This is a genomic window from Photobacterium galatheae, from assembly GCF_000695255.1.
Taxonomy (GTDB): Bacteria; Pseudomonadota; Gammaproteobacteria; order Enterobacterales; family Vibrionaceae; genus Photobacterium; species Photobacterium galatheae.
This window is the reverse complement of the sequence record NZ_JMIB01000017.1, coordinates 1-14,323: the sequence shown is the minus strand read 5'-3', so window position 1 is coordinate 14,323 and position 14,323 is coordinate 1. Positions and strand designations below refer to the sequence as shown.

Below are 14,323 nucleotides of genomic sequence, written 5' to 3'. Positions count from 1 at the left end.
TCAATCATGCCCTCTGTCTTCTCTATGCATCAACCCGATTATTTTAACTTTCAGCTTGCTTCACAGTCTTCATTCACGAGACGACGATTCTGCAATATAGGCAGACTGAATGCTGATGAAAAAATATCCGCTGGCATCAGACTCAAATTGGGATCAATGATCGGCATAAACGCCATCTTCGCCAGGATATCCCGCTCAAGGTCGATCCCGGGAGCAATTTCCTCCAGTACCAGTCCCTCGGGCTCAAGCCGGAAAACAGCACGCTCCGTCATGTAACGAACCGGTTGTCGCATTTGTATTGCCCTGCGCGCAGAGAAAGTGATCTGCTCAACTTGCTCAACAAATTTGATCTGACGACCTTCCTGTTTAATGTGAAGCTGCCCGTCATGAACTTCAACCGCCAGCCCATCCGCCGTAAATGTTCCGCAGAAATAAACAGACTTCGCATGCTGACTGATATTCACAAACCCGCCGCAACCCGGAAGCCGGTCGCCAAAGCGAGAGACATTGATGTCGCCCATCGCAGAGCATTGCGCCAGCCCCAGAAACGCCTGATCGATACCGCCACCATCATAAAAATCAAACATCTGATCCTGCGTAATGATCGCCTGTGGATTTCGGCAAGCCCCAAAGTCCAGTCCACTGGCTGGCAGACCCCCTATCGCACCCGGTTCAACCGTCAGGGTCAGGCGATCCAGCATTCCCTGCTCCCCGGCGACAACCGCGATATACTCCGGCACGCCAATCCCCAGATTCAGTACGGAGCCCGGCGCGAGTACCATGGCTGCCCGGCGGGCAATCAAAGTCTTAGCGTCCGGTTCGGATTGAGCGGGGTAAGATACTGTTTCCTGTTGTTCGCGCGCGGTTGCCCGCCCCACAAAAGCGGGATCAAACTGGGTCGCAAATGTCTGCATATGCTCTGATTCGTCTTCGCACAGCACAACCGCATCCACAAAAATACCCGGAATTTTGATCGCGTGCGGATCTAACGTCCCGGCCGGTACGATGCGTTTGACCTGAACAATCACCTGTCCGCCCTGATTTTTAGCTGCCTGAGCGGTCGCCAGATTCTCTGCAATCAGGCATTCGTCTTCCATAGTGATGTTGCCGTGGGTATCTGCTGTCGTTCCACGCAAAATCGCAACATCAACCGGTAAACGCTTATAGAGCAGGTATTCTTCTCCCTCCAGCGCGACGACAGACACCAGATCCTCATGAGTGATCGCATTGATTTTTCCGCCTTCTAAACGCGGATCGATGTAAGTTCCCAATCCGGTCGTCGTCAGCGTTCCGGGCTTACCAGCAGCAGTATCCCGCAACAGGTGAGAAATGACCCCCTGAGGTAAGTTGTAAGCTTCAATTTCATTTTGCAGGGCCAGCTTTTGTAACCCCGGGACTAACCCCCAATGCCCGCCAATCACTCGCTTCACCATCCCGGGAATCGCCAGGTGATCTGCGGCCCGCCCCTGTCCATCGCCCTGCCCTGCGGCAAAGATCAGCGTCAGGTCACTGGGTGATTTTTCGTGTTCAAAACGCTGACCTAATGCTTTCATGATGGATTCCGGCACGACAGAGCCGATGAACCCGCCCAGCATTACTGACTGCCCGTCCTTGATCCAGGCTGCTGCCTGTACCGCTGTAAGTTGGGTGACTGCCATCTGCAACTTCCTTTCTACATGCAAGTATTAAAAAGTGTATGAATCCCACCTCGAAGCTTGAATAGCCAGAGATGAAATTGTGTTTTTCAAAACTGCTCTCCACATGTAATAATAGCATGCTAACATATTGATATTATTAAAAATTAGTTTTATCAATTATGACAGTTGGCGCTATTCTTACACCGAATAGCATGATAGCGCTCTCACTTTCATCGCAGTCGGACAAGCAGCCCTGAACACGGTATTTCATTTCGTGACCGGGCCATCTAGGATGTTAACGAGCTGTTACAAATCAATAATACGGAGAGAAAATATGGATGTTGCCGTGATTTTACTCACCCTGGTAGGGCTGATGTATTTTGCCTATCGAGGTGTCTCTGTCCTGGTACTCGCCCCGGTTCTGGCGATGGCAGCCGCGCTGCTGACCAGTGACTTCCCCTTCTTGTACGCTTTATCGAACGTGTTCATGCCCGCTGCGGCAAACTACATCAAACTCTACTTCCCAATCTTCATCGCTGGTGCCATCTTCGGTAAACTGATGGGCGCATCGGGGGCAGCACGTACCTTATCGCGTTCTATCATTCAGTATCTGGGCACAAAGCACGCGATTCTATCGGTCGTTCTTGCAACTGCGCTACTGACCTATGGCGGTGTTTCACTTTTTGTCGTGGTGTTTGCCATGTATCCGATTGGTGCTGCGACCTTCCGGGCAGCCGGAATCCCCAAACGTCTGCTGCCTGCCGCCATTACCTTAGGTGCCTTTACCTTTACAATGACGGCATTACCGGGATCGCCTCAGTACCTCAATACCATGCCGACCATTCCTTTTGGTACAACGATCTACGCAGCGCCGTTACTCGGATTACTGGCGGGTACCATGATGCTGGTCCTGGGGATTTTCTGGATTAAATACCGAGCCCAGAAAGCCATGAATGCCGGAGAGGGTTATGGCGAACATGAAGATAATGGGAAAGATGCGCAGGACAATGCGCCAACACCCAGCTTCCTGATGGCACTGATCCCGATTTTACTGGTGTTTGCGATCAACTTTGTGCTCACAAACATTTACTTCAAATCGCCGACAGTCATTGCAGAATATGAAGCACTGGATACCCGAGTCAACGGAACCTGGTCGGTGATTATTGCGCTGGCCATTGCCATTGTCTTCATGCTGGTTGCATACCGTCGCTATCTGTTTGAAGCGAATAAGCACATCTTTGATGGTTCCGTCGGCTCACTACTGCCTATCTTCAATACAGCATCTGAAGTGGGTTACGGTGCCGTGATCACAGCTTTAACAGCCTTCATCGCGATTAAGGCCGGCATTGCTGCGATTGAGATTCCCGATCTGTTTAAGGTTGCGATCACTTCCACCAGTCTGGCCGGTATTATTGGTTCGTCTTCTGGCGGAACCGGTATGGTGCTGGCGATGCTGGGGAATGATTTCCTCAATACCGGCATTCACCCTGAAGTGCTGCACCGTGTGGTGCTGTTAGCTGCGGGTGGTCTGGATACATTACCGCATTGTGGTGCTGTCATTACACTCCTGGCGGTTTGCCGCCTGTCACACCGACAAAGTTATGGTGATATCGCGGTTGTCACGATGGCGATTCCACTTCTGTCAGCATTCACTGTCATCGTGGTCCACCTCAGTACCGGCTTGGTCTGATATCGCCCACCTCACCAGACATAAGGTGATTCAGACAAAAAAATGCCCCGACAACTGGCCGGGGCATTTTTATGATTCGTCGAAATGATTCACTGGAGACTATTCACTGGTGCAAGGTTGGACATAAATCGCATCCGAAGGAAAGCGGCCATCCTGACTGGGATGCTGTCGATGGAGCCGGCATAAATCCTGATAAATGCTGATTGCATTCACCGTGAACTGCTCCGACTGCCAGACATTATCTGCTTTAATCTGTATTTCCAGTTTCTGCCCCTGAGTCACATGTTCCGGCAATCGAATCTCAAAGGTATGGCTCAATGCCAGCAACCAATAGTCATCAATCGTGACCAACCGCCCTTCACCGGGTGTTGACACTGCATGAACGTAATCTAATTGCTGATCGGCTGCTGCTTGCCAGGCACATAAACTGGCCAAAAGTAAAACGGTAATTCTCTTCACAACCGCCCCCGAATTGCACCCTGCTCTTACTATAGTGGCTACAAGGGGACTACCGTTCTTAACTCAGCGACAGATTACAATTCTTCGTCGTCAGCAGAAATATTCTCTGTTTCACCCTGCAGTGAAGCCAGCAGGCGGTTCAATTCCAGAGAAGCAAAGCGGTGCTCAACAAACTCATACACATTCCCTGACAGGGTGAGTTTGTACAATTGAACAGCTTCCGCATACTGCTTTTTGTGCTGATAACGCTTCGCCATATAGAAATAGCTTTCCGTTAAGCGCTCTGCCATTTGCTCATTGGTTTCGCTTTTTTTCACGATATTATCGAGCAACTGCTGTTCCGTCTCACCATCCATCAACACACTGGCAATGTTCCAGCCCCAGTCTTCTCGCTCCGCGCGATCAAACCGGTTCTTCAAATTTTGTTTCGCTTTCTCAGGCTCAGTTTCCAGCTCAACCATATAGAGCCAAATCGAACGATAGGGATCATTAGGGTCTTGCTCATAATGGGCCAGTAAATCCTGCCGCGCTAGTTGAAACCGGCCACCATAATAAAGTGCGATCCCCCGGTTCCGTTGCGCGAACGGATGACTGACATCCAGCTCCAATGCTGAATCAAAGGCCTCATAAGCCGCATCAAAATGCGCGCTCTGGGTAAAATACACGCCGAGGATATTAAAAATGTCAGGCTGGGCCGGATACAACGACAAAGACTGATTGAAATCCAGTCTGGCCAAATCGCGCAAACCAATGCCGTCATGCAACAGGCCACGCTCATAGAAAATCTGTGAACGGGTCTCGTCATCCAGATCACTGCGCCCCAACAGTTGATCAATCCGTGCCAGCTGAATCTGTTGCTGTATGGTTGGCTGCAGCGGTACCGCAATCAACGGCTGCTCCCAGCTGGAGTAAGTATTCGTTGAACACCCGCCCAGCATGATAGCCATCGCAATGGCTGCGTACTTAAACCTCTTTGCTAACAATGCCATTCTCCCTAACCTAACCGTGCCAACCTTGTCTCCTCTCATCTCATCGCAATCAGATGAGGCAAAGCTAACCATTCAGGTCACTGTTCAGTGTCTGTCTATTCATTGGTATAAAAAAGGGGCTATACAGCCCCTTCTTACATCTAGATAAAGATACGTGAAACCTGATGGATTACGCGTCTTCACCCGCGGCTGGTGCCGACTCAGCCTGAGCTTCTTTCATGCTCAGACGGATACGGCCCTGGCGATCGATTTCCAGTACTTTCACCTGGACTTCCTGACCCATTTGCAGGTAGTCAGACACTTTCTCGACACGCTCCTGAGCGATTTGAGAAATGTGAACCAGGCCTTCTTTGCTGCCGATGACAGAAACAAATGCACCAAAATCAACGATTCGCACTACTTTACCAGTATAGATGCGACCAACTTCAACGTCAGCGGTGATTTCTTCAATACGACGGATTGCTTCTTTCGCAGCAGTCCCCTCAGTTGCAGCAATCTTCACAGTACCATCATCTTCGATTTCGATGGTTGTACCGGTTTCTTCAGTCAGCTGACGAATCACCGCACCACCTTTACCGATGACATCTTTGATCTTCTCTGGGTTGATCTTCATGGTATGAATACGAGGTGCAAACTGAGAAATATCATCACGAGCCGTGCTAATCGCCTGATCCATCACGCCCAGGATGTGAATACGCGCACCTTTCGCCTGATTCAGTGCAATCTGCATGATCTCTTTGGTGATACCTTCAATCTTGATATCCATCTGCAATGCAGTGATACCATCGTTTGTACCCGCAACTTTGAAGTCCATATCGCCCAGGTGGTCTTCATCACCCAGAATATCAGACAGAACCACGAAATCATCGCCTTCTTTCACCAGACCCATTGCGATACCCGCAACAGATGCCTTGATTGGTACACCGGCATCCATCAGTGCCAGAGACGTACCACAGACAGAAGCCATGGAAGAAGAACCATTCGATTCAGTGATTTCAGAAACCACACGAACGGTGTACGGGAATTCATCAACGCTTGGCATCACAGCCTGAATACCACGCTTCGCCAGTTTACCGTGGCCGATTTCACGACGCTTCGGCGAACCGACAAAACCCGTTTCGCCCACACAGTACGGAGGGAAGTTGTAGTGCAGCAGGAAGTGCTCTTTACGCTCACCGGTCAGCTCGTCCAGAATCTGTGCGTCACGCTGAGTACCCAGCGTTGCAGAAACCAGCGCCTGAGTTTCACCACGGGTAAACAGAGAAGAACCGTGAGTCCGTGGCAGTACACCCGTACGCACGTCTAGCGCACGAACCATGTCTTTTTCACGACCATCGATACGTGGGTTACCCGCAATGATACGGCTACGAACGACGTTCTTCTCCAAAGAACCCAGCATGTCACGGATTTCACGCTCTTCCAGCGTTTCATCTTCGGCCAGCAGTGCCGCAACAACGTCAGACTTGATCGCGCCTACGTTCTCGTAACGAGCCATCTTTTCAGTGATTTGGTAAGCTTCAGTCAAACGAGCTTCCGCTTTTTCAGCCACACGAGCTTTCAGCACAGTGTTCACTTCAGGCGCAACCCAGTCCCATGCAGGGGTTGCAACTTCAGCAGCAAATTCGTTGATCGCGTTGATCACCGTTTGTTGCTGATCGTGACCGAATACAACAGCCTGCAGCATCTGCTCTTCAGTCAGACGGTCAGCTTCAGATTCAACCATCAGAACTGCACTTTCAGTACCAGCGACCACCAGATCCAGACGACTGTTTGCCAGTTCTTTATTGCTTGGGTTCAGAACCAGCTGGTCATTGATATAACCGACACGCGCTGCACCAATTGGGCCATTGAACGGGATACCTGAAATAGCCAGAGCGGCAGATGTACCGATCATGGTCACGATATCAGGGTTCACATCCGGGTTTACAGAAACCACGGTCGCAATCACCTGAACTTCATTTTTGAATGCGTCTGGGAATAGCGGACGGATTGGACGGTCAACCAGACGCGCTGTCAGGGTTTCATTTTCAGAAGGACGGCCTTCACGCTTGAAGAAACCACCCGGAATTTTACCGGCTGCGTAGGTACGCTCCTGATAGTTTACAGTCAGAGGGAAAAAGTCCTGGCCTTCAACAGCTTCTTTCTTACCAACAACTGAAACGAAGACAGAAGTATCATCCATGCTGGCCATCACAGCAGCTGTCGCCTGACGTGCCATGACTCCGGTTTCCAGTGTGACGGTGTGGTTACCGTACTGGAAGGTTTTAACAATAGGATTCACGTGAATTTCCTTAAAATATTGATCTGCTTTTTCTATTTGCGCCAGTAAGTATATCCGACACAGCAAAAAGCGTCATGTGAAGAGGGGTACTTTCAGGCCAGTTTATCTTCCCATTCGCAGAAAGATAAAATTCCCGGGCTGACAATTCACGCATCGCGACTAATGGCAAAAGCCGGCATTGCCAGCCTCTGTCAATAGCCGCGACCTCAAGGTCGACGAAAACGACTCGTGAACAACAGAAGTACCATGATTTTACAAAGAACATACCAGCCGATGTGGCCAGAGCACCCAAAAAAGAAAGGAGCCTTTTGGCTCCTTTCTCTCAAGCAATCTTAGCGACGCAGACCCAGGCGCTCGATCAGGGTGTGGTAACGACCCAGATCTTTACCTTTCAGGTAGTCCAGCAGCTTACGACGGCGAGAAACCATACGCAGCAGACCACGACGGCTGTGGTGATCACCTTTGTGCTCAGAAAAGTGACCTTGCAGGTGATTGATTTGTGCAGTCAGCAGTGCAACCTGAACTTCAGGAGAACCAGTGTCGTTTGCGCCTTGCGCGTATTCAGCAACGATAGCTGCTTTAGTTTCTGCATTCAGAGACATAACTCATTCCTAATACAAAAATGTTAAATTTGCGTCAGCCAATCTCTGATTCAGCCGACGCCCGAGCCGCGAATTATACGCACCCGCCAGACTGGCCGCAAGCGGAATCTTTCCCGTCTGCCAGTCTGAAAGTGCTTCACGCGTGTCAGTCCTTCGGACGGTTCGCCAGAACCCGCTTCGGCGCAACCATGTTATCTGCATCAATTTCACCGACACCGATAAAGTCACGTTGCTCACCCGCAGTCAGCCGAACCAGCGTACCGGTTTCCGGTACTCGACCCGCCTGCACCGGCTGACCATTCAGCACATAGCTGGCAACACCAGGCAGCAGGTTCACTTCAGGTAAATCCTGAACCGCGGTATCCGTTGGCAGCAACAGTGGATCCAGTAACTCTTTTGGCTGAATCTCCTGTGCTTGAGCTTGTTCCAGCAGCGTTTCGAGCTGCTCAAGTGTCACCATTTTCTCCAGCGGATATTTAGACACACCGATGCGACGCAGGTAAGTGACATGGGCGCCACAGCCAAGCATTTCGCCCAGATCATCCACAATCGTCCGGATGTAAGTCCCTTTGGAGCAATGAACTTCCATCTCAACTTCATTGTCACTGAAGCGCAACAGGCTGATCTCATACACAGTGATGTCGCGCGCCTCACGCGGTACTTCTTTCCCTTCACGGGCATATTCGTACAGCGGACGTCCCTGATATTTCAGGGCCGAAAACATCGATGGGATTTGCTTCGTTGTGCCACGGAACTTCGCAATGCAACGCTCAAGCAAACCACGATCCACTTTCACGTCACGGGTTTCAACAACTTCGCCATCCGAGTCAGATGTATTGGTTCGCTCACCCAGCTTGGCAACCACACGGTAGCGCTTATCAGAATCCAGCAGGAACTGAGAAAACTTCGTTGCTTCACCCAGACAAATGGGCAACATACCCGTTGCCAATGGGTCCAGCGCACCGGTATGACCGGCTTTTTCGGCAAAGAAAATACGTTTGACTTTCTGTAGCGCATCATTGGAGGTAATGCCACCCGGCTTGTCCAGCAGCAGCACCCCGTCAACCGGACGCCCTTTACGACGACGAGCCATCAGTTGCCCTCACCTTCGTCCTCGGGTTCATCACCTCGGCGAGCTTCATCATCTCGCACAACCTGGCTGACCAGGTTAGAAATACGCATGCCTTCTGTCAGAGACTGATCAAAAATAAAGTTCAGCTCAGGTGTGACGCGCAAACGGATTTGCTTGCCCAGTAGCGAACGAATGTAAGGTGCCATTTCACGCAAGGCTTCCAGGCTTCCTTCCGGAGTCTGCTCGCCCACAGTCAGGAAAGTGACATAGACCTTGGCATAACCCATATCCCGGGAAACTTCCACGCTGGAAATGGTCGCCATACCCAGGCGTGGATCTTTAATTTCGCGTTGCAGAATCACAGCCAGCTCTTTTTGCAGCTGCTGAGCAACACGTTGTGTACGGCTGAATTCTTTCGCCATTTGATTCTCTCTCTAAACGTCGGCTGCTTTCTCGACACAAAGGGGAGCCGAAGCTCCCCTGTATTGTGTCAGGTTCACGAGCAACCTGATTAATCCAGTGTACGCTGGATTTCGATGATTTCGTAAACTTCGATCTGGTCACCAACGCGAACATCATTATAGTTCTTCACGCCGATACCACATTCGTAGCCGTTCTTCACTTCTTGGACGTCATCTTTGAAGCGACGCAGCGATTCCAGCTCACCTTCGTAGATAACCACGTTATCACGCAGGACACGGATTGGGTTGTTACGCTTGATCACACCTTCGGTGACCATACAACCGGCAATCGCACCCAGCTTCGGTGACTTGAACACGTCACGAACTTCAGCCAGACCAATAATTTCCTGCTTGAACTCAGGCGACAGCATACCGCCCATCGCAGCTTTCACTTCATCAATCAGCTGATAGATGATGGAGTAGTAACGCAGATCCAGGTTCTCAGTTTCAATTGTCTTCCGTGCGGAAGCATCGGCACGAACGTTGAAGCCCAGAACGATAGCGTTAGACGCTGCAGCCAGAACGGCATCTGTTTCAGTGATACCACCTACACCGGAACCAACAATGTTCACTTTCACTTCGTCGGTAGACAGCTTACGCAGTGAGTCTGCAATCGCTTCGACAGAACCCTGTACGTCGGCTTTCAGTACGACGTTCAGTTCAGCCACTTCACCGGCAGTCATGTTCGAGAACATGTTTTCCAGTTTCGCTTTCTGCTGACGAGCCAGTTTCACGTCACGGAATTTGCCCTGACGGTACAGCGCAACTTCACGAGCTTTACGCTCGTCACGAACCACAGTCGCTTCATCACCAGAAGACGGTACACCAGACAGACCCAGAATTTCGACCGGAATAGACGGACCCGCTTCTTCGATCTCACGACCCAGCTCATCACGCATTGCACGAACACGACCATGCTCAAGGCCACACAGAACGATGTCACCTTTGCGCAGTGTACCTTCCTGAACCAGTACAGTTGCAACCGGACCGCGACCTTTATCCAGGCGCGACTCAACAACCACACCCTTCGCCATGCCTTCAGCAACGGCTTTCAGCTCAAGCACTTCAGCTTGCAGCAGAATGGCTTCCAACAGACCATCGATGTTAGTTCCCTGCTTCGCAGAGATATGAACGAACATGTTCTCGCCACCCCACTCTTCAGGGATAACGTCGTACTGAGCCAGCTCGTTCTTCACATTGTCTGGGTTCGCATCTTCTTTATCGATCTTGTTCACTGCAATGATCAATGGAACGCCCGCAGCTTTCGCGTGCTGAATCGCTTCGATCGTTTGTGGCATCACGCCATCATCCGCAGCAACCACCAGAATCACGATATCTGTTGCCTGAGCACCACGTGCACGCATTGCAGTAAACGCAGCGTGTCCCGGTGTATCCAGGAAGGTGATCATGCCATTGTCAGTTTCAACGTGGTAAGCACCAATGTGCTGGGTAATACCACCGGCTTCGCCCGCAGCAACGTGTGCTTTACGGATGTAGTCCAGAGTTGAGGTCTTACCGTGGTCAACGTGACCCATGATGGTCACAACCGGCGCACGAGGAACAGCAGTCAGGTTCTCATCACGATCAGACAGTACCGCTTCTTCCAGCTCATTTTCTTTGCGCAGGATAACTTTATGGCCCATCTCTTCCGCAACCAATTGCGCAGTTTCCTGATCAATCACCTGGTTGATGGTTGCCATCGCACCCATTTTCATCATCACTTTGATGACTTCAGCAGACTTCACTGACATCTTGTTCGCCAGTTCAGAAACAATGATGGTTTCACCAATCACAACGTCAGCTTTGGCAACAGTTGCTGTTTTATCAAAACCGTGACGCATGGAAGTTGGCTTGCTCATCTGCTGCTTGCGGCCGCGTTGATTTCGACCGCCACGCCCCATTGGACGTTCACGCTCTTCGCTCTTCGGACCCGCAGCCTTTTTCTTCTTATTACGGCGGCGAGTTGCTTCCTCGCGACGGTCTTGTTCATCTTCCGCCGCTCGGGCATAGGTGGAAGTGGTCGTGTGGTAGTCTGCTCGTTCCATATCACCTGCATCCTGGCCTTTCTCAGACCAGTTTTTCTCATTCATTTCTGCCATTTTGCGTGCCTCTTCTAGCTGACGCTGACTTGCTTCTTCGGCTTTACGCTTGGCTTCCTCTTCCCGGCGACGTTGCAGTGCCTCAGCTTCTTTCTTAGCTTCCAGCTCAGCGGCGGCGCGTTTTGCTTTTTCTTCAGCTTGACGCTTTTCTTCAGCTTCACGTTGATTTGCATCCACTGCTGCACCACGTTCAGACTGTTCTTCCAACTGCTTTGCTTTCTCTTCCGCTAAGCGCTTCTCTTCTGCCAAGCGCTTCTCTTCAGCTTCACGCTTGGCTTTTTCTTCAGCCTCGCGCTTAGCCAGCTCTTCTGCTTCACGTTTCGCGGTTTCTTCCGCAGCACGTTTCGCAGCCTCTTCAGCTTGACGTGCATCTTCAGCACGCTGCTCTTCTTCAAGGGCAGAGCGTTTTACATAGGTGCGCTTTTTGCGCACCTCAACTTGGATGTTTTTACTCTTGCCGCCAGAACCCGAGACACTCAAAGTGCTTCGAGTCTTCCGTTGCAGAGTCAGGCGGGTCGGCGCCTCGTCAGTGTTACCACCGTGCTCTTTCTTCAGGTGGGTCAACAGAGACTCTTTTTCCTGTTGGTTGACACTGTCTTCAGCTTTCTTGCTGATACCAGCATCGGCAAACTGTTGAAGCAACCGATCAATCGGGGTACCGATTTCTTCGGCAAGTGCCTTAACTGTAACCTCTGACATGCTGCTCCTCCCTTGCTAATTGAATTATGCTTCGTCGCTGAACCAGCAGATATTACGGGCAGCCATAATCAGTTCACCCGCTCTGGTCTCATCCAGGGCTTCGATATCCAGTAGATCATCCGTCCCCTGGTCAGCCAGATCTTCCAGCGTACTAATACCCTTCGCAGCCAGTTTGAACGCCAGCTCACGTTCCATACCGTCCAGGTTCAGCAGATCTTCAGCAGGCTCAACACCGTCAAAAGACTCTTCCTGCGCAAGGGCAATCGTGGTCAGGGCTTCTTTGGCACGATTACGCAGTTCATTCACTGTATCTTCATCGAGATCTTCGATAGACATCAGTTCCTGAACCGGCACATAGGCCACTTCTTCCAGGCTGGTAAAGCCTTCTTCTACCAGAACAACGGCGAAATCTTCATCGATGTCCAGATATTTCACAAACAGATCAATGGATGCCTGCGCTTCAGCCTGATGCTTGTTCTGCAGGTCTTCAACCGTCATCACGTTCAGTTCCCAGCCAGTCAGCATCGACGCCAGACGCACGTTCTGACCGCTACGGCCAATGGCCTGAGCCAGGTTGTCTTTCTCAACCGCGATGTCCATGGTGTGGTTGTCTTCATCCACAATGATTGAGCTGACTTCAGCAGGCGCCATCGCATTGATGACGTACTGCGCAGGATTTTCGTCCCACAGCACGATATCGATACGCTCGCCACCCAGTTCACCGGAGACAGCCTGGACACGTGCACCACGCATCCCAACACAGGCGCCGACAGGATCGATACGCTTGTCGTTTGTCTTCACGGCAATCTTGGCACGAGAACCCGGATCACGGGCAGCACCCATGAGTTCGATCATCTCTTCACCGATTTCCGGCACTTCGATGCGGAACAATTCAGACAGCATTTCTGGCTTAGAACGCGTCATGAACAGTTGGAAACCACGTGCTTCAGGGCGCACAGCATACAACAGACCACGGACGCGGTCACCTGGGCGGAAGTTTTCACGTGGCAACTGATCTTCACGCAGGATCACAGCTTCAGCATTGTTGCCCAGATCCACGATGACCGCATCACGGTTCACTTTCTTCACGACACCGGTGATCAGCTCGCCTTCATTGTCGATAAACTGTTCGACAATTTGCGCACGTTCAGCTTCACGAACTTTCTGGACAATCACCTGTTTCGCAGTTTGCGTTGTGATACGGTCGAAAGTCACAGATTCAATCTGCTCTTCAACAAAGTCACCCAGCTCGATGCTCTCGTCATCATACTGAGCCGCTTCCAGGGTGATTTCCAGCGTTGGAGCGGTTACTTCTTCAACCGCTTTCCAGCGACGGAAAGTATCGAAGTCGCCCGTTTTACGATCGATCGCAACACGTACGTCAATTTCCGCTTCGTACTTTTTCTTTGTTGCTGTTGCCAGGGCGATCTCCAGTGCTTCGAAGATACGCTCACGCGGAACAGCTTTCTCGTTGGATACCGCTTCAACGACAGCCAAGATTTCTTTGTTCATTTCTAATGCCCCAATTTAGCGGTCAGAATTTTGGAACCAGGTTGGCTTTTGCAATATTGCTCAGCGCAAAGGTTTCTTCATCGCCTTTCACGTTCAACGTGACCAGCTCACCGTCAACGGCAACAATGTCACCTTTCCACTTACGACGATTATTCATCGCCATTTTCAGGACCAGGCTGACCTCGTGGCCAATAAACTGTTCATAATGTGCCGCTTTAAACAGCGGACGATCCAAACCAGGGGATGAAACCTCCAGGTTATAAGCCACAGTGATCGGATCTTCAACGTCCATCACTGCGCTGATCTGACGGCTCACATCGGCACAATCATCGACTGTGATGCCGTTTTCGTGGTCAATGAACACACGTAGTGTCGAATGTTCACCCGCACGGATAAACTCCAGACCCACCAATTCATAGCCCAAAGCTGTCACTGGCGACTCAAGCAGTTCAGTTAGTTGCATTTCTAAAGCGGTCAAGACAACCCCCTGGAAACAAAAAAAGGGCATTGAAGCCCAGTAGATACCTGAATGGTCATGTTTCAGATAATAAAAAACCCCGAATTACGGGGTTTATTATCTCTGGACCCTGATAGCCTAAATCAACGAAGATTTAAGCAGAAAAACGAAAGCGATTCTGTTCCAGGAATCGTCGCTTTTCAAAACTCGGAGACGTTACCGATGCCAATCGGCTCGGTAAATCTACTGACAACTAAGAGTATACACTTAATTATCGTCCAAGTTGGTTGCGGGGGCCGGATTTGAACCGACGACCTTCGGGTTATGAGCCCGACGAGCTACCAAGCTGCTCCACCCCGCGTCCG

The 14,323-nt window shown here is 50.8% G+C and carries 11 protein-coding genes and 1 tRNA gene; 1 reads left to right on the top strand and 11 read right to left on the bottom strand.

The window, feature by feature from the left end:
• Nucleotides 1-50: 50 nt before the first annotated feature.
• A complete protein-coding gene (locus EA58_RS08450) occupies nucleotides 51-1,658 on the bottom strand; it encodes an acyl CoA:acetate/3-ketoacid CoA transferase (RefSeq protein ID WP_036751376.1) in 1,608 nt (535 codons plus the stop codon).
• Between the two features lie 313 nt (nucleotides 1,659-1,971).
• Here EA58_RS08450 and EA58_RS08445 point away from each other — a divergent pair, with 313 nt between their 5' ends.
• Nucleotides 1,972-3,327 carry a GntP family permease gene (locus EA58_RS08445; RefSeq protein ID WP_036751374.1) on the top strand — a complete coding sequence of 452 codons (1,356 nt, stop codon included), beginning with the start codon at nucleotides 1,972-1,974 and terminating at the stop codon, nucleotides 3,325-3,327.
• Nucleotides 3,328-3,426: 99 nt separating this feature from the next.
• Here the strand turns inward: EA58_RS08445 and EA58_RS08440 are convergent, their stop codons facing one another.
• From EA58_RS08440 to EA58_RS08395, 10 genes are all read right to left on the bottom strand, one after another.
• Entirely contained in the window at nucleotides 3,427-3,786 is a 360-nt protein-coding gene (locus EA58_RS08440; protein ID WP_152547967.1) for a hypothetical protein, read from the bottom strand.
• Nucleotides 3,787-3,860: 74 nt separating this feature from the next.
• Nucleotides 3,861-4,775, bottom strand: a complete 915-nt coding sequence (nlpI, locus tag EA58_RS08435) for a lipoprotein NlpI (RefSeq protein WP_051641960.1) — start codon at nucleotides 4,773-4,775, stop codon at nucleotides 3,861-3,863.
• Between the two features lie 169 nt (nucleotides 4,776-4,944).
• Entirely contained in the window at nucleotides 4,945-7,056 is a 2,112-nt protein-coding gene (pnp, locus tag EA58_RS08430) for a polyribonucleotide nucleotidyltransferase (protein ID WP_036751370.1), read from the bottom strand.
• A 332-nt stretch (nucleotides 7,057-7,388) separates the two neighbouring features.
• Nucleotides 7,389-7,658: a 30S ribosomal protein S15 gene (gene rpsO / locus EA58_RS08425; protein WP_036751368.1), complete on the bottom strand. Its 270-nt coding sequence runs from the start codon at nucleotides 7,656-7,658 to the stop codon at nucleotides 7,389-7,391.
• Nucleotides 7,659-7,803: 145 nt separating this feature from the next.
• The gene (truB, locus tag EA58_RS08420; RefSeq protein ID WP_036751366.1) at nucleotides 7,804-8,751 is read right to left on the bottom strand and encodes a tRNA pseudouridine(55) synthase TruB; all 948 of its coding nucleotides are present in this window, start codon (nucleotides 8,749-8,751) and stop codon (nucleotides 7,804-7,806) included.
• Nucleotides 8,751-9,152: a 30S ribosome-binding factor RbfA gene (gene rbfA / locus EA58_RS08415; protein WP_036751364.1), complete on the bottom strand. Its 402-nt coding sequence runs from the start codon at nucleotides 9,150-9,152 to the stop codon at nucleotides 8,751-8,753. Before rbfA ends, truB begins: the two co-directional genes overlap by 1 nt.
• An 89-nt stretch (nucleotides 9,153-9,241) precedes the next feature.
• Nucleotides 9,242-11,989 (bottom strand): translation initiation factor IF-2, encoded by a 2,748-nt coding sequence (gene infB, locus EA58_RS08410; RefSeq protein ID WP_036751362.1) that lies wholly within the window; start codon nucleotides 11,987-11,989, stop codon nucleotides 9,242-9,244.
• Nucleotides 11,990-12,013: 24 nt separating this feature from the next.
• Nucleotides 12,014-13,501: a transcription termination factor NusA gene (gene nusA, locus EA58_RS08405; protein WP_036751360.1), complete on the bottom strand. Its 1,488-nt coding sequence runs from the start codon at nucleotides 13,499-13,501 to the stop codon at nucleotides 12,014-12,016.
• Between the two features lie 22 nt (nucleotides 13,502-13,523).
• Nucleotides 13,524-13,979: a ribosome maturation factor RimP gene (rimP, locus tag EA58_RS08400; RefSeq protein WP_036751589.1), complete on the bottom strand. Its 456-nt coding sequence runs from the start codon at nucleotides 13,977-13,979 to the stop codon at nucleotides 13,524-13,526.
• 263 nt (nucleotides 13,980-14,242) lie between these two features.
• Nucleotides 14,243-14,319, bottom strand: a tRNA-Met gene (locus EA58_RS08395).
• Between the last annotated feature and the right edge of the window lie 4 nt (nucleotides 14,320-14,323).

What these genes read in the sequence shown, in the direction of transcription:
- EA58_RS08450 (WP_036751376.1), bottom strand. Translation starts at nt 1,658, where the DNA reads ATGGCAGTCACCCAACTTACAGCGGTACAGGCAGCAGCCTGGATCAAG.
- EA58_RS08445 (WP_036751374.1), top strand. Translation starts at nt 1,972, where the DNA reads ATGGATGTTGCCGTGATTTTACTCACCCTGGTAGGGCTGATGTATTTT.
- nlpI (WP_051641960.1), bottom strand. Translation starts at nt 4,775, where the DNA reads ATGGCATTGTTAGCAAAGAGGTTTAAGTACGCAGCCATTGCGATGGCT.
- rpsO (WP_036751368.1), bottom strand. Translation starts at nt 7,658, where the DNA reads ATGTCTCTGAATGCAGAAACTAAAGCAGCTATCGTTGCTGAATACGCG.
- truB (WP_036751366.1), bottom strand. Translation starts at nt 8,751, where the DNA reads ATGGCTCGTCGTCGTAAAGGGCGTCCGGTTGACGGGGTGCTGCTGCTG.
- rbfA (WP_036751364.1), bottom strand. Translation starts at nt 9,152, where the DNA reads ATGGCGAAAGAATTCAGCCGTACACAACGTGTTGCTCAGCAGCTGCAA.
- infB (WP_036751362.1), bottom strand. Translation starts at nt 11,989, where the DNA reads ATGTCAGAGGTTACAGTTAAGGCACTTGCCGAAGAAATCGGTACCCCG.
- nusA (WP_036751360.1), bottom strand. Translation starts at nt 13,501, where the DNA reads ATGAACAAAGAAATCTTGGCTGTCGTTGAAGCGGTATCCAACGAGAAA.